This is a genomic window from Cognatiluteimonas profundi (assembly GCF_009792795.1).
GTDB lineage: Bacteria > Pseudomonadota > Gammaproteobacteria > Xanthomonadales > Xanthomonadaceae > Cognatiluteimonas > Cognatiluteimonas profundi.
This window is the reverse complement of the sequence record NZ_VKHQ01000003.1, coordinates 108,210-131,022: the sequence shown is the minus strand read 5'-3', so window position 1 is coordinate 131,022 and position 22,813 is coordinate 108,210. Positions and strand designations below refer to the sequence as shown.

Sequence of the window (22,813 nt, the reverse complement as noted above, 5' to 3'; positions counted from 1 at the left end):
GCCGGCAGGACGGCGCGGATCCGGCGCCGATCAGCGCTCCTGGTCGGTCGGCCGGATCAGGATCTCGTTGACGTTGACGTGCGATGGGCGAGTGACGCAGAACACGATGGCGTCGGCAACGTCCTCGGGCTGCAGCTGGCGCATGCTGGCCGCCCACGCGTCCAGGCTGTCCTTGGTCGCCGCGTGCCCGATGTGTTCGCGCAGCTCGGTCTCCACGACACCCGGCTCGATGACGCTGACGCGGATGTTGTCGGCATGGACCTCGCGCCGCAGTGCCTCGGAGAACGCGACCACGCCGAACTTCGTGGCCGAGTACGCGGCGGCATTCGGGTTGGCGATACGACCCGCCGTCGATGAGATGTTGACGATGTGTCCATCGCGGCGCGCGCGCATCCCGCCGAGCGCCGCCTGCGTGGACGCGATGAGGCTGAGCACGTTGAGTTCGAGCATCCGCCGCCAGCGCCCGAGATCGGCCTCGATCACCGGCTCCAGGTACATCACGCCGGCGTTGTTGACCAGGATGTCGAGCTTGCCGAAGTGTCGTTCCGTATCCGCGACGATGCGCTGGGCGACGTGTTCGTCCAGCAGGTCGGCCTCCAGCACGAGTACGTCGGCGCCCATCGCCCGCAGGCGCGAGGCGAGTGCTTCGAGGCGGTCGCGCCGGCGTGCGGCGATGGCGACGCGTGCGCCCGCCTGCGCCAGGGCAACGGCCGTGGCCTCACCGATGCCGGACGATGCTCCGGTGACCAGTGCAACCCGGCCATCGAGCCGCTTCAATGTGCCGCTCCGATCACGTGCACCTGCCTGTTGCTTCCATGCGCGGATTGAAGCGTCACCAGCGCGGACTGCGCGTGATGGGCGCTTCCTGCTGGCGGTCGTAGGCCCGCAACTCCTCGCGCAGGTGCGCGATGCGCTGCCTGCCGAGCGCATTGCGCGATTCGTCCAGCAGCACGCCATCGAGCAGTTCGCACATCCGTTGCGCCGTCGGCAGCATGGTTTCCCAGGCGTCGAGGGCCGGAATCGGTGCCGGCAAGGTGAGGAAGAACGCGATGGCCGGCGTTTCCAGCGACTGGATCGTCGTCATGTCGAAGCTGCCGGGCTTCATGATGTTGGCGACGCTGAAGACCGGGCCACGTTCGGGATGGCCTTCCACCAGGCGGTGGAAAACGTTCATGTGTCCATACGCCAGGCCGGCCTTCTCGGCGGCGACCACGATGTCGGGTCCATGCAGCTTTTCACCGGCACGCGCGGCGATGTACAGCGTGACGATCTTGTCGAATTCCTCGCTCTCGCGCCGGCCGAGCGTAGTGCCTGCCTGGCCGCGCGTTGCCGATGCGCCATCGAGCAGGTCCAGCTCGGCCTGCAGCGCCTCGTCATCCGCGATGCTGCCGGTCCCCAGCTCGTCTTCGAGCTGCGCGCCGATCGTGGGCTCCACGCGCCCGCCCTCGACGCGTCCCGCACCGAGTCGTCGACCCTGCCCAGGTTTGCGCGGCCGGCCGAAGACATAGATGGCTGCGATCAACAAAATGCCAGCGAGAAGTATTCCCGTTCGCAGCATCCAGACATCGGACATCATTTTCTCCTCTTGGCGTGCATCGCCATGCCGTCGCCGGATGCGCCATCCGTGCACGACGAGTACGGAACGTCCCTGGCGCTCATGCGGCGCCTGCCAGGCGTGCCGCCTCGGCCAGGTCGACTGAAACCAGTCGGCTGACGCCAGGCTCACGCATCGTAACGCCACTCAACTGCTTGGCAGCCTCCATCGTCGCCTTGTTATGGGTGACGAACAGGAACTGCACGTGTTCGCTCATCTCGCTCACCATCGCGGTGAACCGTCCGACGTTGGCTTCGTCCAGCGGCGCATCGACCTCGTCGAGCAGGCAGAACGGCGCCGGGTTGAGCTGGAAGATGGCGAAGACCAGCGCGACCGCGGTCATCGCCTTCTCGCCACCTGACAGCAGCGAAATGTTCGACACGCGCTTGCCGGGGGGGCGCGCCATGATCGCGACGCCGGTGTCCAGCAGGTCTTCGCCGGTCAGTTCCAGGTAGGCATGGCCGCCGCCGAACAGGCGCGGATACAGTTCCTGGACCCCGGAATTGACCCGGTCGAACGTGTCCTTGAAGCGGCCACGGGTTTCGCGATCGATCTTGCGGATCGCGTCCTCCAGTGTTTCCAGCGCGGTCGTCAGGTCGGTGTCCTGGGCATCCAGGTACTCCTTGCGCTGCGCGGCCTCGGCATGCTCGGCGATCGCGGCGAGATTGACCGGTTCGAGCCGGCGCAACTTCGCATCGAGGTCGGTGACGGTCTTCTCCCATGCCGGGACGTCGGCATCGTCGGCCAGCGACGACACGACGTCCTCCAGCACGAAACCAGCCTTCTCGACAGCCTGCGACAACTGGCCGGCCTTCAAGACGAGCGCCTGCTGGTCGAGCCTGCGTTGCGAGATGCGTTCGCGCTGGGCCAGCGATTGTTCGTCGCGCTGCTGTCGCGTCTGCTCGAACTCGCGCAGTTCGTTGTCGATGCCTTCCAGCACCGAGCGCGCGGCGGCAAGCGCCTTCTCGGTGCGCACGCGCTCTTCCAGCGCGGCCTGGCGCTGCTGCTCCAGCGCAGTGACGGGTGCATCGCCATCGGACAGCTGGGACACCAGGTCGGTCAGGCGGCCATCGAGCTGGCCCCGCTGGCTGCCCATGCGCTCGAGCGACTGCACCAGCGCGACGGTCTGCGCGCGGTGCGATTCCAGCGTCAACGCCAGGGCATGTGCGGCCTCGCTCGAAGCCCGCGCCGCGGCTCGCGCGGAATCCCGCGCCTCGCCTAGCGAGCGCCGTTCTTCGTCGAAGGCGCGGCGCGCGGTTTCCAGCTCGCCCATGCGCGAAACGACTTGCTCGAGCCTGGCGCGCGCTTCCCGCGCCTGTTCGCGGCTGCCATCGAGCGTCGCGGTCAGCTGCGCGGTTTCGGCTTCGATGCGCGCGATGCGGCTACGCGCCGACTCCAGCCTGCCCTGCTGGCTCTGCAACTGCCCGGCGAGTTCGGAGACGGTGCGATGACCGTGATACGACGCGCGCTGGGAGTCCTCGCGCTGCTGTTCGGCCGCGAGCAGGCTGTCGCGCAATCCGGCCAGGGTCTGGTCGAGCGCATGTTCGCGCTGCTGCAATTGTTCGATGTCGCTGCGCAGCGACTGGATTTCGCGCGCACGCAGCAACGCGCCCTGCTTGGCCGCGCCCGAACGCAGCACGCGCACCCAGCCCGTGCCCAGGCGCTCGCCCTGCCGGGTGATGACCGATTCGCCATCCCCGAGCTGCGGCAGCAACGTGCGCGCGTCGGCAAGGGTTTCGGCGGCACGCAGCCGGGACAGGATGCGGCGGATGGCTCCGGGCCCCTGCACCTTCGCCGCCAACGAGCCGGGCGCGAAAGTCTCGGCGGCCTCGTCTGGCGATACCAGCGTTAAGCGCCCTTCGCCGAGATCGGCCAGTGCATCGACAAGGGATTCCGGCGAATCGACCAGGACGCCTTCGATCAGCTGGCCCAGGGCCGCTTCGACGGCGTTTTCCCAACCCGGCTCGACGACCAGCCGTTCGCCGACGCGGGCCGCCGAATCGAGTCCGTGTCGCTGCAACCAGGCGACGGCGGCACCCTGCTCCTGCCCGAGCGCGGCGTGCTGCAGCGCCTCCAGCGAGGCCAGGCGGCCACGACCGGACTGTGCCTGCTTGCGGACCTCGGCAAGGTCGGCCTGTGCATGGCGCTGCTGTTCCTGCAACGCCGCCAGCGACTGCTTGCGCGCTTCGACTTCGGCGTTGAGGGTTTCGAGTGCCTGCTTGCGGGTGTCGTGCTCGGACTGGATGCCGGCGAAGGCTTCCGACAGCGCGGCGACATCCAGTCCGGCGCGTTCCTCGGCCAACTGCTCGCGACGGCGATCGGCGTCCAGCGCCTGCCGGTCGAGGTAGTCGACGCGGGTGCGCTCGACATCGCCCGCGCGCGCGGCCTCGGATTGCGCGCGCACGTGCGTGTCCCAGCGCTGCTGCCAGTCCGCCAGACGCGCCTCGGCGTCGCGAAGGGCTTCCTGCTTCGCCTGGTCGCCGGCCTGCAGGTCCGCCAGTTGCGGCGCGGCGGCGGCGACGGCGTCGCGCAGCACGGCCAGCTTCGCCTCGTCGGCGTCGATATGGCTGGCGATTTCCGCAAGCGCGCTCTGGGCTTCGTCGCGTGCGCGCTGCAGGCGCTGGCCCATCTCGCGCTGGTGCGCGATCTGCTGCTCGATGCGTGCCAGCGCGCCACCGACTTCGTAGCCTTCGGCCTGGGCCTTGTTGAGTGCCTGAGCGGCTTCTTCGCGGCGCACGCGGCCGGTTTCGATCTGCCGTTCGGCTTCGCGCTGCTCGGCGATCAGCTGCTGCAGCCGGGTTTCTTCCTGCGACATCCGTTCGCGCAGCGATTGCAGCTCGGCGTCGAGGCCGCGGAACTCGAGCGCCTTCCACTCGGCGTCCTTGATCCTGCGTTCGGCCTGCAGCACCTGGTACTGCTCGGCCTGGCGCGCCTGGCGCTTGAGATGCTCCAGTTGCTTGCCGACTTCCTCGCGCAGGTCGCTCAGGCGTTCGAGGTTCTCGCGGGTGTGGCGGATGCGGGTCTCGGTCTCCTTGCGTCGCTCCTTGTACTTGGAGATTCCGGCGGCCTCTTCCAGGTAGACGCGCAGGTCTTCGGGCCGCGCCTCGATGATCTGGCTGATCATCCCCTGCTCGATGATCGAGTAGCTGCGCGGGCCCAGGCCCGTGCCGAGGAACAGATCGGTGATGTCGCGCCGGCGGCAGCGGGTGCCGTTGAGGTAGTAGTTGCTGGTGGCGTCGCGGCTCACCGTGCGCTTCACCGAGATCTCGTTGAAGGCGGCGTATTCGCCGGTGATCGTGTGGTCGGAGTTGTCGAAGACCAGTTCGACCGTCGCCTGCGACACCGGCTTGCGCGCCGAGCTTCCCGAGAAGATCACGTCGGTGAGCGAGTCGCCGCGCAGGCGGCTGGCGGCGCTTTCGCCCATGACCCAGCGGATGGCATCGATGATGTTGGACTTGCCGCAACCGTTCGGCCCGACCACGCCGGTCATGTTGGTCGGCAGGTGGAGCGTGGTCGGATCGACGAAGGATTTGAAACCGGAGAGCTTGATCGTGGACAGGCGCATGCGGCGGTGTCAGGTTCCGGCAGGGGCGCGGGCGAAGCCGGCGCGGTATGAGAATATGGGTCCAGTAGTAACTGCAAACCTTTGATAGCCAAGGAATTGCGCGACCGAGCTCTCTGCGAGCACCGAGCGAGTATAGCGGCCTTGCGGCGTGGCGTCGTCGGACGGTTTCAGCTTGGAGTGACCCGCCGAAGGCCCGTTTCGGCAGCGGATGAAGCCAGGCAATTGCACCTGGATGGGTTAACTGCTCATGCACCTGTGCGCCATCCATGCGGCGATCCAGGCCGGCTGCGACATCCGCGGCTACATGGTGTGGTCGCTGCTCGACAACCTGGAGTGGTCGCTGGGGTATTCCAAGCGGTTTGGTATCGTCCACGTCAATTACGCCACGCAGCAACGCACGCCCAAGGACAGCGCGCGCTGGTATTCGAGCGTCATCGCTTCGCACGGTGGCGCGCTGTCGGATCCCCTGCCCGGCTGACCCATTCGGAGATTCCATGCCACACAGGTTCGCCGTTCCTCTTCCGACACTGAAGTCGCCGCGGTGAGCATCTCCCCCGAGCATGCCTTGCTGGGCGATATCGGTGGCACCAATGCACGATTCGCGCTGGCGCATGTCGCGGCGGAATCGGGACTGCTGCCGGACAGCATCCGCAGCTACGACGTTGCCGCCTTCCCATCGCTATCGGCGGCCGCGCGCCATTACATGGACGAGATGTCGGTGAGCGCCACCTTCGGCGTGCTTGCCGTCGCCGGCCGCGTGGAGGGCGACGAAGCGCGGATGACCAACCATGCGTGGGTGATCTCCGCCAGCCGCGTGCGCGATACGCTGGGCCTGGACGCCGTCTACCTGGTCAACGATTTCGTCGCCCAGGCCGCATCGATCCGCCTGCTCCAGGCGTCCGACATCGTCGCCCTGGGTGCGCCGCTCTGGCATCCGGCCACGCAGACCGGCTCCCGCACCTACGCGATCCTCGGACCTGGCACTGGCCTCGGGATGGGCGGACTGATCAAGCGTGGCGGGCGCTTTTTCCCGCTCGCGACCGAAGGCGGACATGCCAGCTTCGCCCCCGGCACGCCCGAGGAAATCGAAATCCTGCAGCGCCTGTCCGCGTATTACGGGCGCGTGTCCGACGAGCGCATCGTCAGTGGGGGTGGCCTGGTGAACCTGCATCGCGCACTGAGCGAAATCGCGGGCCTGGATCCCGGTCCCATGCAACCCGCTGACATCACCGCACTCGCCGCCAGGGGCGACCGTCGCTGCATGCGCGCGGTCGACATCTTCTGCTCGGTGTTCGGCGCCATCGCGGGCGACCTGGTGCTGACGCTTGGCGCCTGGGACGGCGTCTTCCTCAGTGGCGGAATGGTGCCGCGCATGCTCGCCGAGCTGCAGCATTCCGGATTCCGCCCCCGCTTCGAGGGCAAGGGTCGCTACGCACCGGCGATGGCCAAGGTTCCCACCCTGGCCGTCGTGCATCCACAACCCGGATTGCTGGGAGCGGCAGCGCTCGCGGGTGACCGCGCGTCACTGGAGGCGAATGCATGAACGACAGCACGCCGTGCAGCACCGAACAATGGCTGCCCGCATTGACCTTCCATGCGTGTGCGGGCGAGGAGCAATGGGCGACGGCAACCGCCGAGGCAGTGACGTCGGCACTGCGCGGAAGATTGCAGCAAGGCCTGCGTCCGCGATTGCTGGTGTCGGGTGGCGGCACGCCCGCGCCCATCTTCCGCAAGCTGGCGAGCGCCACACTGGACTGGAGCGGCGTCGACATCGGCCTGGTCGATGACCGCTGGCTTCCGCCCACGGATCCTGGCAGCAACGCGCGCCTGGTCCGGGAAAACCTGTTGCTGGACCATGCGCAGGACGCGCATTTCGACCTGCTGGCGCCGCCCGGATGCAGCATCGATGCAGCCGTCGCGCAGGCAAACCTGCAGGCACGCAGTCCGGCTGATGTCATCCTGCTCGGCATGGGCGATGACGGCCATACCGCGTCGCTGTTTCCCGGCATGCGCGGGCTCGATGACGCGCTGGAATCGGCAGAGGCGTATGTCGCCGTCGACGCTGGCGGCTGTCCAGGGGCGGGACAATGGGCTCGGCGCATCAGCCTGACGCCCGCCGGGCTGGCACCGGCAGCGACCCGATTGCTGTTGCTGCGTGGCGACGGCAAGCGCGCGCTGCTCGAACGGATTGTCGAAGGCACCGATCCGCACGTCTATCCGGTGCGCATCGCCTTCACCACGCCGGGCGCGGTCCTGCACGTGTACTGGTGTCCCTGAGCCGACTCAGCGCATCGGCGGCGCACTGATTGCGCGGCCCGGCCGGCCATCGCCATCGCGCGCGCTGGCAAAGTGCAGGAACCGAAAAACAATTGCCGCTGTTCGCGTCGAATCGCGGTTGCTGGCGGTCGAAGGCCGGATGGAATCGGCCGAGGGCAGCCAGCACCTGATCGCGACCCGACTGGACGACCTGTCGCCGCTGCTGTCGGGCGTGGCGACCCATTCGCGCGACTTCCGTTGACATCACATCGCCGCCGGAACGGCGATGATGCCTGGGCCAGCAACATGAACAAGGATGTCCCGATGCGCGTTTCCTGGTCCGGCCTGCTGCTCATGCTCGGCATGCTGGCCGGGTGCTATCCCAAGGGCGACCCGTCCAGGCCAATCCCCACGGTGCTCGTCCCCGCGCCGGGACCGGCGCAACGGCTCGTGGTCGTGCTGCCCGGACGCGGCGACGACCTGGCGGGCCTGCAGCGTGCCGGCATCGCCCAGGCCATCCAATCGCAGTGGCCCGATGCCGACGTGATGCTCAGCGGACTGGCAATCGGCTATTACCTGCAGGGACGCGCCATCTCGCGCCTGCACAACGAGATCATTGCGCCCGCCCGCAGCCGCTATCGCGAGGTGTGGCTGCTGGGCGCATCGCTGGGTGGCCTGGGCGCATTGATGTACGACAACCAGTGGCCCGGAACCATCGACGGCATGGTGCTGATGGCACCTTACCTGGGCGAAAAACCGCTCCTGCGACAGATCGCGCGGGAAGGCGGCATCGCGCGCTGGGATCCGGGTCCGGTACCGGCACGCGTGGACGGGAACAACTTCCAGCATGAACTGTGGCGCGGCCTGAAAACCTGGTCACGCGATCCGTCGCGATCACGCAATGTGTGGCTGGCATATGGCGACCGCGACTATCTGCGCGACACGATGCCGGCGTTGACGCCATTGCTGCCCGCAGCGCAGGTGCTCGTCCGTCCCGGAAGCCACAGCTGGACGGTGTGGACGCCGGCCTCGGTCGAAATACTCGCGGCCATCAAGGCGCGACACACTCAACTGGCGCCGTGACGCAGCCACGATTCCGCGCCAGAGCGCACGGTTTTCCCGCTGACATCCGGTTGAACCCGGGTACTGGTCATCCCAGGGCGGTCTCGATGTCCGCCTTCAGCGACTGTGGTGTCTCGGTAGGGGCATAACGGCCGAGCACCTGGCCATCGCGCCCGACGAGGAACTTGGTGAAGTTCCACTTGATCGCGTCGATGCCCAGGATGCCGCCCTTTTCCGACTTCAGCCACGTCCACAAGGGATGGGCGTCGGCACCGTTGACGTCGATCTTGCCGAACATCGGGAAATCGACATCGAAGTTGAGCGAACAGAAGTCGCGGATCGCGGCCTCGTCACCCGGCTCCTGGTGCCCGAACTGGTCGCAGGGAAAGCCCATGACGACGAGTCCGCGATCGCGGTACTCGCGCCACAACTGCTGCAGGCCCGCGTACTGCGGCGTGAACCCGCAACGCGAGGCGACATTGACGACCAGCAGCACCTTGCCGGCGTATCGCGCCAGTGCCTGGGGGCGGCCGTCGATATCCGTCGCGCTGAAGTCGAAGGCCGTGGTCATGGGCGATCATTCCACCGGGACGTGAAGCGACGGCGTGAACGGCTTGATGCCCAGCGCCATGTCGATGTCGTCGGGATAAAAGGCGTTGCCGTCCTTGAGCACCAGCGCGACCTTGCGGATGTCGGACATGTTGACGGTCGGGTCGCCGTCGACAAGGATCAGGTCGGCGCGCTTGCCGACCGCGATCGAGCCGCGATCGTCGAGGACGCGCGCGTATTTCGCGCCGCTCCAGGTCGCAATCTGCAGCACCTGTGCCGGCGTCAGCCCGGCGCGCACGTAGAGTTCGAGTTCGTGCTGGAGGGTGAAGCCCGGCAGTTCATCGGTACCCGCCTCGATCGGCACGCCGGCCTTGTACGCACGCCCGACGAACTCGACCATCTTGTCGAACGACTGCGTGTAACGCGCGGCCGTGGCATCGTCGGGGATCTTCATTTCGGCGGCGCGGCGGCCGCGTTGCACGTCCGGCGGCAGGTGGTCGGCGATGTCGGCCACGATCGGCGACATCTCGCCGTCGCGCTGGTGCAGGAATTCGAATGTCGCCAACGTGGGATCGATCACGGTCTTGTGCGACACCAGCAATGCGATGAAATCCTGCACCTGCTTGCCGTCCAGGTCGAGCCCCGCGGTCTTTTCCGCCGGCAGGTAGAAGCGCGCCAATGTGCGCGTGTCGGTCTTGTCGTCGACGAAGAAATTCAGCATCAGCTGGTTGATGTGCTGGATTTCGTCGTAGCCCTGCTCGACGACGTCCTGCGCCCGCATGAAGGCCGGCACATGGCCGCTGACGCGCATGCCCTTGCTGTGCGCATAGGCCGCAACCGGCCGCACCAGGTCCCTGGGGAACGAGTTGTAGATCTTGATCTGCGGATAGCCATGGGCGTGGTACCAGTCCACGGCATGCTTGGCTTCCGCCAGGTCCTTGATCACGAATCCATTGCGCGCCGACATCGGGCTTTCGCCTTCGATGAAGCCGGCGGGCACGATGTGCGGCGACAGCAGCCGGCCTTCATTGCCGTCGGCGATCAGCTGCTGCAGGGTGGCATTGTCGTTGCCCATGTCGCGGATGCTGGTGATCCCGGCCGCCATGTGCAGGCCGCCATCCCAGGCGCTGAAGTGGGCATGCATGTCGAACAGCCCGGGCAGCAGCAGGCGATTGCCCCCGTCGACCACATGGTCCGCACTGGCCGGTGCGGCGCCAGCGACGGTGATCGCCGCGATGCGACCGTCCTTGAGGAGCACATCGGAAGGCGCACCGACGGTGGCGTGTTCGCTGTCGAACACGCGCACGTTGCGGATCAGCGTCGTGCCCGGCAATGGGTGCACGAGGCGTTGCTGGAGGTCGACCAGCGCCTTGGCCTCGGCCTGCTTCTGCCGGGCCTCCAGCGCGTTGCCGTCCGATTCCCAGCCCTTCTCGATCAGCTGCAGGAAGCCCGGCGCGATGAAGGCGAACAGGCGTGGATTGGCATCGGTCGTCGCCCAGACGAAGGTCGGCGTGAACCCGATCCCGGTCAGCGCCAGCAACTGCACGACGCGCTTGTCCGCGCCGCGTCCAACTTCGGCATCAGCGACCTTGCGCATCGTCAACGTGCCACTGGGGATCAGCGGCAGCTTCCCGTCAGGGCGTCGCGCCAGCGCGGTGATCGCCACCGACCACGCCGCCGGTGAGCCGGAGAGCGGCGTGTACATGCCGGTGCCCTGCACGGTCTGGCTGCCCTTGTCGGACTTCGATTGCCAGGTCGCCTGGTCGCCGCTGCGGGTGAATGTCTCCGCGACCGGCGCACCGAATGTCGACGTGCCCTGCAGCTCGTAGTGGCTGAAGGTGCCGTCGGGGGCCAGCGAATAGGTTTCCCTGGTCTCGGGACCGCGCCCGTTGTCCTTGAAGATGAATTCGACGTGCGTGATGCCGTCGTCGCCCTGCTCGACGATGGCGTGGCCGGCGTTCTTGCCGCCATCGACCAGGGCCTCGTAGGTAAGCGTTTGCGCGGCAAGCGCCGGGCCGGCGAACAGCAGGCCCAGGCAACATCCAAGAAGATGGTTCATGAAGCCCCCCGATAGGAGGGCCGAGTCTAAACCCGATCCCGGCCCCCGGAGCGGGAGCACGCCTGGCTGGACCAGGACCGGTCCAGCCGCTGGTCAGTCAGTGCGAACCCGGTTGCGAGACCTGCTTCACCACCTCGGCGGTGCGGCTGTCGCCACCCGCACGGGCGATATCGGCCTGCGCGACGATGCCAGCGACCACTCCGCGGGCATCGACGACCAGCACGCGCCGGATCTGCTGGTCCTCCATCACATCGACGACCTGGGCCAGGCTGCTGTCCTCGGACACGGTCGTCGCGGGCGAGGTCATGTAATCGCTGACGGTAGCGGTCGTGTCGATCCCTTGTGCAACAGCGCGAATGGCGATGTCGCGATCGGTGATCACGCCCAGCGGACGGCGTTGCGCATCGACGACGGGGATTTCGCCACAGTCCTTGTCCCGCATCAGCTGCGCCACTTCCCGCAGGGTCGTCTGGGGGGTGCAGCAGGTCGGGTTCGCTGTCATGACCGATTGGATATCCATTGGCGCTCCTGGATCGTTGGGATGGGTCGAACGCCCACCCTGCCGCAGCGGGGGTTGCGACAAGGTGAACCACGGCCGCCTCCATGCCTTTCGTCATTCGCCCGGCCTCGGCCCATGCGCTAGGCTTCCTGTCCAACTGCCAACGCCCACCTGCAAAGGATCGACCCGATGAAGCACCCGCTTGCCTTGGCGCTCGCCATCGCGCTGACCGCCGCCGCCCCTCTCTCCGCACAGACGCACAGCCACGCCGTGAGCCATTCCACCAACGCATCCAATCCCTTCTTCGCCGACAGCCCGCTGCCGCTGCACTACCCGCAGTTCGACAAGATCAAGGACAGCGACTTCGCACCGGCATTCGACCGCGGCATGGCCGAGCAGCTGAAGGAAGTCGAGGCGATCGCCAATGATCCGGCCAAGCCCACCTTCGACAACACCATCGTGCCGCTGGAGAAATCGGGCCGGACGCTGAGCCGTGCGACGACCGTGTTCGGCAACCTCGTCGGCGCGGACACCAACGACACGCGTGACAAGATCGACGCCGCCTACTCAGCCAAGTTCGCCGCCCATCGCGACGCCATCGCCCTCAACCCGAAGCTGTTCGCACGCATCCAGTCGCTGTACGACAACCGCGCGACGCTCGGCCTCGACGCCGAAAGCACGCGACTGGTCGAGAAGTACCACCAGGACTTCGTGCGCGCCGGCGCCAAGTTGTCCGAAGCCGACAAGGTCAAGCTCAAGGCGATGAATGCCGAGATGGCGGACCTGGGGACGAAATTCAGCCAGAACGTCCTGGCCGAAGTGAATGATTCAGCGGTCGTCGTGGACAGCAAGGACCAACTTGCCGGCCTGACCGACGAGCAGATCGCCGCCGCCGCCGAAGCCGCGAAGTCGCGCAAGCTCGACGGCAAATATGTCATCACCCTGCAGAACACCACCGGCCAGCCGCCGGAAACGTTCCTGCAGAACCGCGGCCTGCGCGAGAAGCTCTATCGCGCATCGATCGCGCGCGGCAGCCGCGGCAACAAGTTCGACAATACCGGCATCGTCGCCAAGGTCGCCAGACTGCGCGCCGAAAAGGCCAGGCTGCTCGGCTATCCGACCTATGCCGCGTACAGCCTCGAGGACCAGACGGCGAAGACGCCGGAAGCCGTCAACGACATGCTCGGCAAGCTCGCGCCGCCGGCAGTCGCCAACGCGAAGAAGGAAGCGGCCGACATGCAGGCGCTCATCGACAAGGAACAGGCCGCCAAGGGCCAGCCGACCTTCAAGCTGGAGCCGTGGGACTGGGCGTATTACGCGGAGAAGGTGCGCCAGGCGCGCTACAACTTCGACGAATCGCAGCTCAAGCCCTACCTCGAGTTGAACAACGTGCAGCAGAACGGCGTCTTCTATGCCGCCAACCAGCTGTACGGCCTGACCTTCAAGGAGCGCAAGGACCTGCCGGTGTACGAGCCGGACGTCCGCGTGTTCGACGTGTTCGACAAGGATGGCAAGCAGCTGGCGATCTTCATTTCCGACATGTACGCGCGTCCGTCCAAGCAGGGCGGCGCATGGATGAATTCCTACGTCGACCAGTCCGGGCTCACGGGCTTCCTGCCGGTGGTCGCCAACCACCTCAACATCACCAAGCCGCCGGCGGGGCAGCCGACCCTGCTGACATGGGATGAGACGACCACGATGTTCCATGAGTTCGGGCATGCGCTGCATGGCATGTTCTCGAACGTGAAGTATCCGTACTTCAGCGGCACCAACGTCCCGCGCGATTTCGTCGAGTATCCGTCGCAGGTCAATGAAATGTGGGCCGACTGGCCGCAGGTCCTGGCCAACTACGCCAAGCATTACCAGACGGGCGCGCCGATGCCGAAGGAACTGCTGGACAAGGTGCTGGCCAGCTCCAAGTTCAACCAGGGTTTCACGACCACCGAATACCTGGGCGCCGCGATGCTGGACCAGAACTGGCACCAGCTCGCTCCCGACCAGGTCCCGGACGCCGCCGGCGTCATGCCGTTCGAAGCCGCAGCGCTGAAAAAGGATGGTGTCGACTTCCAGGCGGTTCCGCCGCGTTACCGCACGCCGTACTTCAGCCACATCATGGGCGGCTACGCGGCCGGCTACTACGCCTACATCTGGTCGGAAGTGCTGGACGCCGACAGCGTCGAGTGGTTCAAGCAGAACGGCGGGCTGACGCGCAAGAACGGACAGCATTTCCGCGACACGCTGCTGTCGCAGGGCGGCAGCCAGGATGCCATGAAGATCTTCAAGGACTACACGGGCCGCGAGCCTTACATCGAGCCGCTGCTGGTGCGTCGCGGGCTGACGACGACGGTGGACGACTCGGCCAAGCCCGATGCCGTGCCGAACGAGACGCCGCCCGTCAAGAAGTGACGCCGCGACTGGAGTGAGCTGGAACAGGACCGCCGGGATCGCATCCCGGCGGTTTTTTATTGGAGGACCGGCAGCTTCTGCCGGGTCGCCGCGGCCCATCCGGGCCACACATCGCGCCGCGCACGCGTCGCACGCCGCAACGCACGATCCAGCGGGTAATCGGCGCCCGAACGCAGGCGCCCCAGTTCACTCCAGCCCACCGGCACCGCGACGCCCGCTTCCTTGCGCGCGCGCAACGACCAGCTCGCGATGCTGGTGGCGCCGCGACTGTTGCGCAGCCAGTCGATGAAGATCACGCCATTGCGCCTGGCCTTGCTGGCCGTTGCGACGTAACGCTCCGGAGATTGCCCGGCCATCGCATCGGCGACCCGCTCGCAGAAATCCTTGGACTCGTCCCAGGTTGGCCCGGGGCGAATCGGCAACACGACATGCAAGCCCTTACCGCCAGACAGGCGCGCAAAGCTGTCGACACCCATCGCCTGCAATCGCGCGCGCACATCGCGCGCGGCCGCGACCAGGTGCGTCCACTCGACGCCGGGGCCGGGATCGAGGTCGAACACGAGACGATCGGGGTGTTCGAGGTCCTCGATGCGCGACCCCCACAGGTGCAACTCCAGGACATTCATCTGGACCAGGTCGAGCACGCCGGCAATGTCATCGACGTACAGGTAGTCCTCGCTGCCACCATCCTTCTCGATGATCGGAATGGCGTGCACGTTTGGACCAAGGGAATCGGCGTGGTGCTTCTGGAAAAAGCATTGCGACTCGACGCCCTCCGGACAGCGGACCAGCGTCAGTGGCCTGCGCACCAGCTCCGGCAACAGCAGCGGCGCAACGGCGCGGTAATAGTCGGCAACCTGCTGCTTGGTGAAGCCCGTTGCGGGATACAGGATCTTGCCCGGACTGCTCAGCTCGCGCGCGGGCGAATCGGTCCGACCCGGTTGCGTTGCCTTGGCCACTCGTCCCGATGCCCCGGCGCTGGCCTGCCTCATGCGGACTTGCGTCGCGACGCCTTGGCAGGCGCCTTCTTGGGGGCGGCCTTGGTCGCCTTGCGTGCTGTCGTCTTCTTCGCCGGCGCCTTGGCCGGTGGCGCGGCGACGTTTTTCTTCGCCGGAGTTCGCTTGTTGCGATCGATGCTCTGCTGCAGCAAGGACATGAAGTCGACCACGTTGGTCGTCGTGCCTTCGGCGGCTTCGTGCTCCTCTTCCTCGCGCTTGACGACGCCGTGCGCCTTCATGCGTTCCTTGATCACTTTCTGCAGGCGTTCGCGGAACTCGTCCTGGTAGTCATCCGGCTTCCACTGCGTCGACATGGTTTCGATCAACTGCTCGGAGAATTCCAGCTCCTTCGCACTGATCCGGTAATCGCCCCTGGCGCCTTCCGGGATGTTGTATTCGCTGATGTCCACCAACTCCTGCGGGTAGCGCATCATCAGCAGCAGCAATGCGTTGCCCTGCGGCATCACCGCGCACAGGCTCTCGCGCGTGCGGATCACCACGCGCGCGATGCCGATCTTGCCCGTCTGCGCCAGGGCTTCCCTCAGCAGCACATAGCCTTTCTCCGCCTTCTTCGCCGGCACCAGCACGTAGGGTTTCTCGAAGTATTGCGGACCGATCGAATTGGCGTCGACGAAGCCTTCCACTTCGACCGCGTCGTGGCTTTCGGGCGCCGCTGACTTGATGTCCTCGGGCTCGAGCACGACATAACTGCCCTTGTCGTACTCGAACGCCTTGACGATCTCCTTCCACGGCACTTCCTCGCCGGTTTCGGCATTGACGCGCTCGTACTTGATCGGGGCATTGTTGCGCGCGTCGAGCATGCGGAAGGAGATATCGGTGCGACGTTCGCCGGACATCAGCGACACCGGGATGTTGAGCAACCCGAACGACAGGGTGCCGGACCAGACGGGACGTGCCATGGCACTCTCCAATGAAGCGACGAAACCTGTGACCGCTGCGATGGCAGCGGCGGGCCTTGCCCGGAGTATCGCGACCCCGCGTGATGTGGCCGTGGAAGTTTCGGCTGCAGGCGTGCAGACGCCGCCTTGCGGCGGCGTCCGGGAGATCGACCGGCCGCGTGGCGCGGCGCGGGGTCAGGCGGCCTTGAAGACCGGCGCGTCGTCCTGCAGGTGGCCTTCATGCTCCAGCTTGGCAACCTGCCACGCGGCGTGCGCCTCGCGACGGACGTCCGCCCAGGTCAGTGGCGAACTGCCGCGAACGGCCTGCCAGTCGTTGGCGACGTGGGTTTCCACGGCCTGCCATGGCGCGCCGGGATACATGTCGGTCGCTACTTCGCCGAGGATGCGCGCGCGCGTCCAGCCTTCATCGCAACGATCGACATGGGTGGGGCGAATGAGATGGATCGGCATGGCAGGCTCCGTTTGCAGGGCGCCATTAGTTCAACCGATGCGTTTCGCCATCGTGAAATCCGGCTGAATGCAGGTGCGGGCTTTCCGCGGGCGATGGCAGTCGCTAGCGCGGCGCCACGTAACCGCCGGGCACGCCGCGTGGCGACAGCACCAGTTGCCACAACTGCGCGCGGCGGGTCCTGAAGTTCGCCATGGACGATGCCAGGTAGAAACGCCACATGCGGCGGAAACGGGCGTCATAACGGGCCGGGAGCGTGTCCCATGTCGATTCGATGTTGTCGCGCCAGGCCTGCAAGGTGCGGTCGTAGTCGTGCCCGAAACCGTGCCAGTCCTCCACCACGAACACACCTTCCAGCGACTGCGCGATCTGCACCGGCGACGGCAGCATCGAATTGGGAAAGATGTATCGCTCGATCCACGGATCGGTGTGGCGGACGGATTCGTTGCTGCCGATGCTGTGCAGGAGGAACAGCCCGCCGCCGGTCGCGGGATCGTCGACCAGGCAGCGTCGCGCGATTTCAAAATAATCCCGGTAGTTGCGCACCCCGACGTGCTCGAACATGCCGATCGAGAAGATGCGATCGAATGGCTCGTCGAGCTCGCGGTAATCCTGCAGTCGGATCTCGATGGGCAATCCGTCGCACAGCCGCCGCGCATGCTCCGCCTGCTCCTGGGAAATGGTGACGCCAACGCCGCTCACGCCATAGCGCTGCGCTGCGAACTTCAGCGCCTCGCCCCAGCCGCAACCGATGTCGAGCACGCGCATCCCGGGACGCAGGTCGAGCTTGCGGCACACCAGGTCGAGCTTGGCCGCCTGCGCGGAATCCAGGTCCGCGGCATCCCGCCAGTAGCCACAGCTGTACACCATGCGCTTGCCCAGCATGGCCTGGAACAAGTCGTTGCCCAGGTCGTAGTGGCGCTCGCCGACCACCGCGGCCCGGCGTGCGGTCTGCAGGTTCAGCAGCCAGGCGCGCGCACCGTGCAATCGCGAGACGATGCCCGGGACGCGCTGGTCGAGTCGTGCGCGCAGCAGGCGAACGATCAGGCCGTCGAGCGACGCGACATCCCACCAGCCGTCCATGTAGGACTCGCCCAGGCCGAGGGATCCCTGCGCAATGACGCGTGCGTAGAATCGCTCGTCGCGGATGACGGGATCGGTCGTCGACGCACCGCCAGGGTGGACGCCTGCCGTTTCGAGCAGGTCCAGGACGCGTTGCCGGATGATCGAGGGCATTGGACTCCCTTGCTCCGCTTGTCAGCCGCCGACGAACAGATGCCGGTATGCCGGCGCGATCCTGGGTAGCAGGACGTCGGCGGGAACATCGACCGTCTGCGTCCCGTCGGCGTAGGGGCCGACCTGATACGGCGGAAACACGAAGCGCAACGCGGCGATGCGGCCATCGGGGGCAAGCACCGGCTCGAACTGGGAGAAGTTGTCCACGTCCGGGCCCGTGCCCTCGTCGATCATGCGGCCGGCATCCTTCACCACCTGTGCGCGATCGGCTGGAGCCAGCGCATCGGCATCCACCCGCTGGGACAGTGCGGCCTGCAACTGCTCGCGCACGTGATCGGAAATGTCACGCCACGCGGCGGGATCGGGCACCAGGTCCTGTGCGGTGAGGCGCCGGTTCTCGCCGGGCAGCCAGACGAAGCGCGCAACCAGCGGCGCGCCATGCGCCCCACCGGTATAGCTGCTGCCGTCCGCCGCGATGGCCACGACCTGCGGCGTCGCGACGACCTCGGTGAAGCTGAGCGAGAGATCGTAAGGTGCCGCGGGCCTGGCTTGACCCAGCGCCGCGACCGCCCGCATCAGGTCGGCGCGCGCACCATCGGCATAGCGTTCCAGTTCGGCCGCAAGCCCCGGATAGCGGCTGGCGATCGGCGGGTAGCTGATGCCGATCATGTATCGCGGGTCGCGTTCGATCACGTCCTGCAATCCGGCAGGTTGACTGGCAACCACGGCCGAAGCCGCCGGGGCGGGAGTTGGCGCCGCCGCCGGCGTCGGCTCGCGATCGCGATTGCACGACACAAGCAGGAATACCATCGAAAAACCTGCCAGCCATCCTGTCTGACGAAACGCCTGCAACACGTTCAAACTCCTGTCCCGCGGACCCCAGTCAGGGTAGAGAACGCAGCGTGATGCCTGCCTACACGCAGGCGGTCCCAACCAAAGAAAAACCCGGCCGAAGCCGGGTTTTCCGTTTTGCGAAGCCTGGCCCGGAGGCCGGCTCAATTACATGGCCTGGACTTCGTCCGCCTGCAGGCCCTTCTGGCCCTGCACGACCTTGAACGAGACCTTCTGGCCTTCCTGCAGCGACTTGAAGCCGCTGCCCTGGATCGAACGGAAATGCACGAACAGGTCCGCGCCGCTCTCAGGGGTGATGAAGCCGAAGCCCTTGGCATCGTTGAACCACTTGACGGTTCCAGTCTGACGATCCGACATGATTTGTTACTCCTTGAAACGAGGTTTTGGTGTACACGGTCGCATCCACACGGTGCGTACCGGACTGTCGAGCAAGGGGTAACACGAGAGCGATGTAGCGGATCGTTGGATCTACCGCATCGGAGCCACGATGTACCGTGATCCCGGCTTTGAACAGTGCGCGCACCATACCCTACTTCGGGTCACAAGTGTGAACACGCCCAAACGACCCTCCCGGGCCTACCAATCCTCCTGCCGGGGGAGCAGGCCCCGCAGCTCGGCATCGGTCAGGTTCCGCCATTGGCCGGGCTTGAGATGGCCCAGCTTGACGTTGCCGATCCGGACCCGGACCAGCTGCTTGACCCGGTATTTGAAATGGGCCGCCATCAGCCGGATCTGGCGATTGAGGCCCTGCACCAGGACGATCCGGAAGCCGAACGGCCCGAGCTTGCCGACCTTGCAGGGCAGCGTCACCTCGCCATGGACGGGGACGCCGCGGGCCATCCCCCGCAGGAAGACATCGGTGACCTGGTGGTTGACCGCCACCAGGTACTCCTTCTCCAGCTTGTTTTCGGCCCGAAGGATGGCGTTGACGATGTCGCCATTGCTGGTCAGCAGGATCAGGCCTTCGGAATCCTTGTCCAGCCGTCCGATCGGGAATATCCGATGCTGGTGGCCGACGAAGTCGACGATGTTGTCCTTCTCGGCCGGGTCGGTCGTGGAGGTGACGCCCACGGGTTTGTTGAGCACGATGTAGACATGCTTGCGCTGGCCCTTGGCGGCCGTGCGGACCTTGACCGCCTGGCCGTCGATCTGGACCTGGTCGCCCTCGCCCACCTCCGCCCCGACCCGCGCGCGCAGGCCGTTGACGGTGACCCGTCCCTCGGCGATCAGGCGGTCGGCTTCCCGCCGCGAACAGAAGCCGGTGTCGCTGATGTGCTTGTTGAGGCGCATGCCAAGGCCGGCGGGTAGGAGGTGCGCATCTTACGCAGGCCCGGACCCGGCGGCAGGAACCCCACCACCCCGGTCGCAGGACGGCGGGCGCGGGGTGGCCCCGGAACGTCAGGTGGTCGCCAGCAGATCCGCGTCCTGCGGGTGCTTGCGGAAATAGGCGGCGACGTAGCTGCAGGCCGGGTCGACCTTCAAACCCTCCGCGCGGGCGTGATCCAGGGCCGTGCGGACCAGTGCCGCAGCCACGCCGCGCCCGCCGATCTGCTCCGGCACGCCGGTATGGAAGAGGCTGATGACATCGCCGTGGCGCCGGTAATCGAGCACGGCCTCGACACCATCGACGGTGGCTGCGAAGCGGTTGCGCTCCGGCTCGTGGCGGACGTCGATCGCGGCTGTGTCGCTTGTCATGTGCGCTCCTGGTTGTGGTTCGTGTCCGCTTGCCCTGCCCCTCGATAACACCTGCAGCATGCAGGTCGGGTGAGTGCGTCAGCCCAGCGTTGGATGCAGCAACTGCTGCAGGAAAACGGCGCCGACGCGCGGCTCGAGCAGCAGCGTGAACAGCACGCCGTATGCCGCACCCCACAGGTGCGCGCTGTGGTTGACGTTGTCGTTTCCCTGCCGATCCATCCACAACGAATAACCGACGTAGACGACGCCGTAGACGATCGCCGGCACCGGGAGGAAGAACACGAAGATCAGCGACCACGGCTTCAGCAGGATGAAGGCGAACAGCACGGCGGACACCGCGCCCGACGCCCCGAGGCTGCGATAGCGCGCATCGGTGCGATGGCGCAGGTACGTCGGCAGGATGGCGACGAGCAGCGCCGACAGGTAGAACAGCAGGAACCCGGTGCGCCCGATGTACTGCGCGAAGAACTGCTCGATCAGGCGCCCGAAGAAATACAGCGTGATCATGTTGAACAGCAGGTGCTGCAGGTCCGCATGGATGAAGCCGTGCGTGACCAGGCGGTCGTACTGGTGCTGTCGCTGGATCGGTGGCGGCCACAGGATCAGCCGGTCCATCAGGCGCGCGTCACGCATCGCCAGCCAGGAGACGACGCAGGTGATGACGATCAGCAGCACCGTCACGCTCATGGCCACTCACCGAGGGCTTCGGTTGCGCAGAGCTGCCTGAAGGATGGCCGTGCGCACATGGCGTGCGCCAGGGCAGCCAGTCGCGGCCATCCGGTCGCCGGCTTCGGCATCGCACGCGACCACCGCATCAGCATCGTCAGGTAGAAGTCCGCCGCGCAGGGCCGGTCGCCGAGCAGGTAATCGCGTCCGGCAAGATGCGAATCGATCCGCGCCCAGGCCTCCTCGATGCGGGGCGCCACCCGCGTGCGCACCAGCTCGGCGTGCTCCGGGCCCGCTGGTTCATCCGCGTACCACCACAGCCGGAACAACGGCTGCACCGCATTGGCCAGGTGGAACATCCATTGGGTGTATTCCGCCCGGGATGGACTGTCGAACGCCGGCGCCAGGCCCGATTCCGGGTGGCGATCGGCCAGGAATACCGCGATCGCGGCCGCCTCGAACATCGGCTTTCCCTGGTGCACGAACGTCGGCACGACCCCGTTGGGATTGATGGCCAGGTATTCGGGCGCTTTCTGCGCTCCGGTCGCCGTATCGACCAGCTGCAGCGTGTGCGGGACATCGAGCTCCAGCAACAGCCAGTGCACGAGCATGCTTGCCGCGCCTGGCGCGTAGTACAACTGATCCATCGACAGTTTCCCCGGTTCGCCTTGACGAAGTCTAAGCGATGGGTGCTGCGGACCCGAGTGCCGTGGTCAGGGACTGGACTTGGAAACGAAATCGCCCGCGGCGCGAGGCTTGGCTTTTGCGCGCGCGGCCGATCGACTGCCCACCAGCTGCTGCAGCTGCACCGCATCGGCGATCGCATGGCCGCCGGCCGTGTTGTCGAAAATGCACCACGCTGGTCGCCGGGGCGATGCGATCCCGATCAAGCCAGACGCCAGGTCAGCCAGGCGTCCCGGGCCATACGCGTCGTAATACATGCGCGGCGATCCATGCCAGCGCCAGTAGCTCCATCCGCCCTTGCCGCCGGGGAGTGCGGCCTGGGGCAGGATCGCGGGATCGGCGGCGACCCGGCTGACGTCATGGCGCTGCCAGGTCGCATCGACGCGTGGCTCGAACCAGCTGGCATGGCGCGGCTCGCAAGCGACCGGTACCGATATCCGTCGACGCAACATCGCGAAGAACGTGTCGGCGGTGCGTGCGTCGAAAGCCAGGCTTGGCGGCAGTTGCACCAGGACGCCGCCCAGGCGATTGCCCAGCCCGGCGATCGACTCCGCGAATCCCGACAGCAATCCACCCACCGCATGCAGCCGGGCTTCATGGGTGATGGATTTGGGCAACTTGACCGAGAAGCGGAATCCCGGCGGGACGGCCGCCGCCCAACGCGCGTAGGTCGCGAACGCGTGGGGCCTGTAGAACGACGAATTGATCTCCACCATGTCGAATCGCGTGGCGTAACGGGCGAGATGGCTCTCCCCGGCATCGAAATGCGCGCCATGGCGCGACAGGATCGACCACCCCGCGCAGCCGATCCTGACGTTGGCTGGTGTGTATTCGCCTGTTGATTCGTGCATAGGGACGATCGCGCTGCACCACGGCGGGAGTGCCAGCCCACGCATGTCGTCGGCCGGTGGTCCAGCAGTCTCACAAGTGAAGTGAACGCGACGCCGACGCCCGCGCCAACGCGATCGCGTCTGGACGGCCATCGGATCGCCGCCTATCCTGACGCCCTCATCAGCTCAGCAAGCTCAGGGACGAGTTCAGTACATCCATGACGGCAAACACGATCGAGCGGCGTCTTTCGGACGAGGAAATCAAGTCGCGCCTGCGCGGCCTGCTCAATGACGAGCAGCGGCAGACCCTGTCGGAACTGGAACGATTTGGCTGGGAGCTGAAATTCGTCCGTCGCCCGATGTTCCAGCCCTCGATCCCCGTCATCGTCGACGGCGACCGCAGGACCTACGCCGTGCTGGAGCTCGACGGCACGCTGAATGAAAATCCCGGTTTCGACATCCGCGAAACCTGATCGCCGACGCCTTGCACGCGC

General features: G+C 66.4%; 23 protein-coding genes. 6 read left to right on the top strand and 17 right to left on the bottom strand.

Annotated features, from left to right (window positions below):
• Positions 1-30: 30 nt before the first annotated feature.
• From GST15_RS02640 to smc, 3 genes are all read right to left on the bottom strand, one after another.
• Positions 31-777 (bottom strand): SDR family NAD(P)-dependent oxidoreductase, encoded by a 747-nt coding sequence (locus GST15_RS02640; protein ID WP_233263027.1) that lies wholly within the window; start codon positions 775-777, stop codon positions 31-33.
• A 55-nt stretch (positions 778-832) separates the two neighbouring features.
• On the bottom strand, positions 833-1,573 hold the full coding sequence (gene zipA, locus GST15_RS02635; RefSeq protein WP_159015714.1) for a cell division protein ZipA: 741 nt from the start codon (positions 1,571-1,573) through the stop codon (positions 833-835).
• Positions 1,574-1,655: 82 nt separating this feature from the next.
• On the bottom strand, positions 1,656-5,159 hold the full coding sequence (smc, locus tag GST15_RS02630; RefSeq protein WP_159015713.1) for a chromosome segregation protein SMC: 3,504 nt from the start codon (positions 5,157-5,159) through the stop codon (positions 1,656-1,658).
• A gap of 247 nt (positions 5,160-5,406) precedes the next feature.
• Between smc and GST15_RS02625 the strand changes: the two genes are divergently transcribed.
• From GST15_RS02625 to GST15_RS02610, 4 genes are all read left to right on the top strand, one after another.
• Positions 5,407-5,637: a family 1 glycosylhydrolase gene (locus tag GST15_RS02625; RefSeq protein WP_159015712.1), complete on the top strand. Its 231-nt coding sequence runs from the start codon at positions 5,407-5,409 to the stop codon at positions 5,635-5,637.
• A 63-nt stretch (positions 5,638-5,700) separates the two neighbouring features.
• Entirely contained in the window at positions 5,701-6,702 is a 1,002-nt protein-coding gene (gene glk, locus GST15_RS02620) for a glucokinase (RefSeq protein ID WP_159015711.1), read from the top strand.
• Complete coding sequence (gene pgl / locus GST15_RS02615; RefSeq protein WP_159015710.1) at positions 6,699-7,436, top strand: 6-phosphogluconolactonase; 738 nt, start codon at positions 6,699-6,701, stop codon at positions 7,434-7,436. Before glk ends, pgl begins: the two co-directional genes overlap by 4 nt.
• Positions 7,437-7,739: 303 nt before the next feature.
• On the top strand, positions 7,740-8,498 hold the full coding sequence (locus tag GST15_RS02610) for an alpha/beta hydrolase (RefSeq protein ID WP_159015709.1): 759 nt from the start codon (positions 7,740-7,742) through the stop codon (positions 8,496-8,498).
• A 67-nt stretch (positions 8,499-8,565) separates the two neighbouring features.
• On the opposite strand, the gene GST15_RS02605 is transcribed toward GST15_RS02610, so the two are convergent.
• The 3 genes from GST15_RS02605 to GST15_RS02595 all read right to left on the bottom strand — a co-directional run bounded on the left by GST15_RS02605 (position 8,566) and on the right by GST15_RS02595 (position 11,605).
• Complete coding sequence (locus GST15_RS02605; RefSeq protein ID WP_159015708.1) at positions 8,566-9,048, bottom strand: glutathione peroxidase; 483 nt, start codon at positions 9,046-9,048, stop codon at positions 8,566-8,568.
• Positions 9,049-9,054: 6 nt separating this feature from the next.
• Complete coding sequence (locus GST15_RS02600) at positions 9,055-11,085, bottom strand: amidohydrolase family protein (RefSeq protein WP_159015707.1); 2,031 nt, start codon at positions 11,083-11,085, stop codon at positions 9,055-9,057.
• A gap of 97 nt (positions 11,086-11,182) precedes the next feature.
• Complete coding sequence (locus GST15_RS02595; protein ID WP_159015706.1) at positions 11,183-11,605, bottom strand: CBS domain-containing protein; 423 nt, start codon at positions 11,603-11,605, stop codon at positions 11,183-11,185.
• A gap of 168 nt (positions 11,606-11,773) precedes the next feature.
• Here GST15_RS02595 and GST15_RS02590 point away from each other — a divergent pair, with 168 nt between their 5' ends.
• Positions 11,774-13,990: a M3 family metallopeptidase gene (locus GST15_RS02590; protein WP_159015705.1), complete on the top strand. Its 2,217-nt coding sequence runs from the start codon at positions 11,774-11,776 to the stop codon at positions 13,988-13,990.
• 56 nt (positions 13,991-14,046) lie between these two features.
• Here the strand turns inward: GST15_RS02590 and ligD are convergent, their stop codons facing one another.
• The 11 genes from ligD to GST15_RS02535 all read right to left on the bottom strand — a co-directional run bounded on the left by ligD (position 14,047) and on the right by GST15_RS02535 (position 22,340).
• Positions 14,047-14,982: a non-homologous end-joining DNA ligase gene (ligD, locus tag GST15_RS02585; RefSeq protein ID WP_159015704.1), complete on the bottom strand. Its 936-nt coding sequence runs from the start codon at positions 14,980-14,982 to the stop codon at positions 14,047-14,049.
• A complete protein-coding gene (gene ku / locus GST15_RS02580) occupies positions 14,979-15,908 on the bottom strand; it encodes a non-homologous end joining protein Ku (protein ID WP_159015703.1) in 930 nt (309 codons plus the stop codon). The genes ligD and ku overlap by 4 nt, the downstream gene beginning before the upstream one ends.
• 174 nt (positions 15,909-16,082) lie before the next feature.
• Positions 16,083-16,358 carry a hypothetical protein gene (locus GST15_RS02575; protein WP_159015702.1) on the bottom strand — a complete coding sequence of 92 codons (276 nt, stop codon included), beginning with the start codon at positions 16,356-16,358 and terminating at the stop codon, positions 16,083-16,085.
• A 103-nt stretch (positions 16,359-16,461) separates the two neighbouring features.
• Positions 16,462-17,592 carry a cyclopropane fatty acyl phospholipid synthase gene (cfa, locus tag GST15_RS02570; protein WP_159015701.1) on the bottom strand — a complete coding sequence of 377 codons (1,131 nt, stop codon included), beginning with the start codon at positions 17,590-17,592 and terminating at the stop codon, positions 16,462-16,464.
• 21 nt (positions 17,593-17,613) lie between these two features.
• Positions 17,614-18,402, bottom strand: coding sequence for a DUF3298 and DUF4163 domain-containing protein (locus tag GST15_RS02565; RefSeq protein ID WP_159015700.1), 789 nt, complete (start codon positions 18,400-18,402; stop codon positions 17,614-17,616).
• A 189-nt stretch (positions 18,403-18,591) separates the two neighbouring features.
• Positions 18,592-18,801 (bottom strand): cold-shock protein, encoded by a 210-nt coding sequence (locus GST15_RS02560; protein ID WP_159015699.1) that lies wholly within the window; start codon positions 18,799-18,801, stop codon positions 18,592-18,594.
• Positions 18,802-19,020: 219 nt separating this feature from the next.
• The gene (rluF, locus tag GST15_RS02555) at positions 19,021-19,734 is read right to left on the bottom strand and encodes a 23S rRNA pseudouridine(2604) synthase RluF (protein WP_159015698.1); all 714 of its coding nucleotides are present in this window, start codon (positions 19,732-19,734) and stop codon (positions 19,021-19,023) included.
• Positions 19,735-19,842: 108 nt separating this feature from the next.
• Positions 19,843-20,139 (bottom strand): GNAT family N-acetyltransferase, encoded by a 297-nt coding sequence (locus tag GST15_RS02550; protein ID WP_159015697.1) that lies wholly within the window; start codon positions 20,137-20,139, stop codon positions 19,843-19,845.
• Between the two features lie 78 nt (positions 20,140-20,217).
• Positions 20,218-20,826 (bottom strand): rhomboid family intramembrane serine protease, encoded by a 609-nt coding sequence (locus GST15_RS02545; protein ID WP_159015696.1) that lies wholly within the window; start codon positions 20,824-20,826, stop codon positions 20,218-20,220.
• Positions 20,823-21,452 carry a glutathione S-transferase family protein gene (locus GST15_RS02540; protein WP_159015695.1) on the bottom strand — a complete coding sequence of 210 codons (630 nt, stop codon included), beginning with the start codon at positions 21,450-21,452 and terminating at the stop codon, positions 20,823-20,825. The genes GST15_RS02545 and GST15_RS02540 overlap by 4 nt, the downstream gene beginning before the upstream one ends.
• A 66-nt stretch (positions 21,453-21,518) precedes the next feature.
• A complete protein-coding gene (locus tag GST15_RS02535; protein WP_159015694.1) occupies positions 21,519-22,340 on the bottom strand; it encodes a DUF72 domain-containing protein in 822 nt (273 codons plus the stop codon).
• Between the two features lie 197 nt (positions 22,341-22,537).
• Here GST15_RS02535 and GST15_RS02530 point away from each other — a divergent pair, with 197 nt between their 5' ends.
• A complete protein-coding gene (locus GST15_RS02530; protein ID WP_159015693.1) occupies positions 22,538-22,792 on the top strand; it encodes a hypothetical protein in 255 nt (84 codons plus the stop codon).
• Positions 22,793-22,813: the final 21 nt, after the last annotated feature.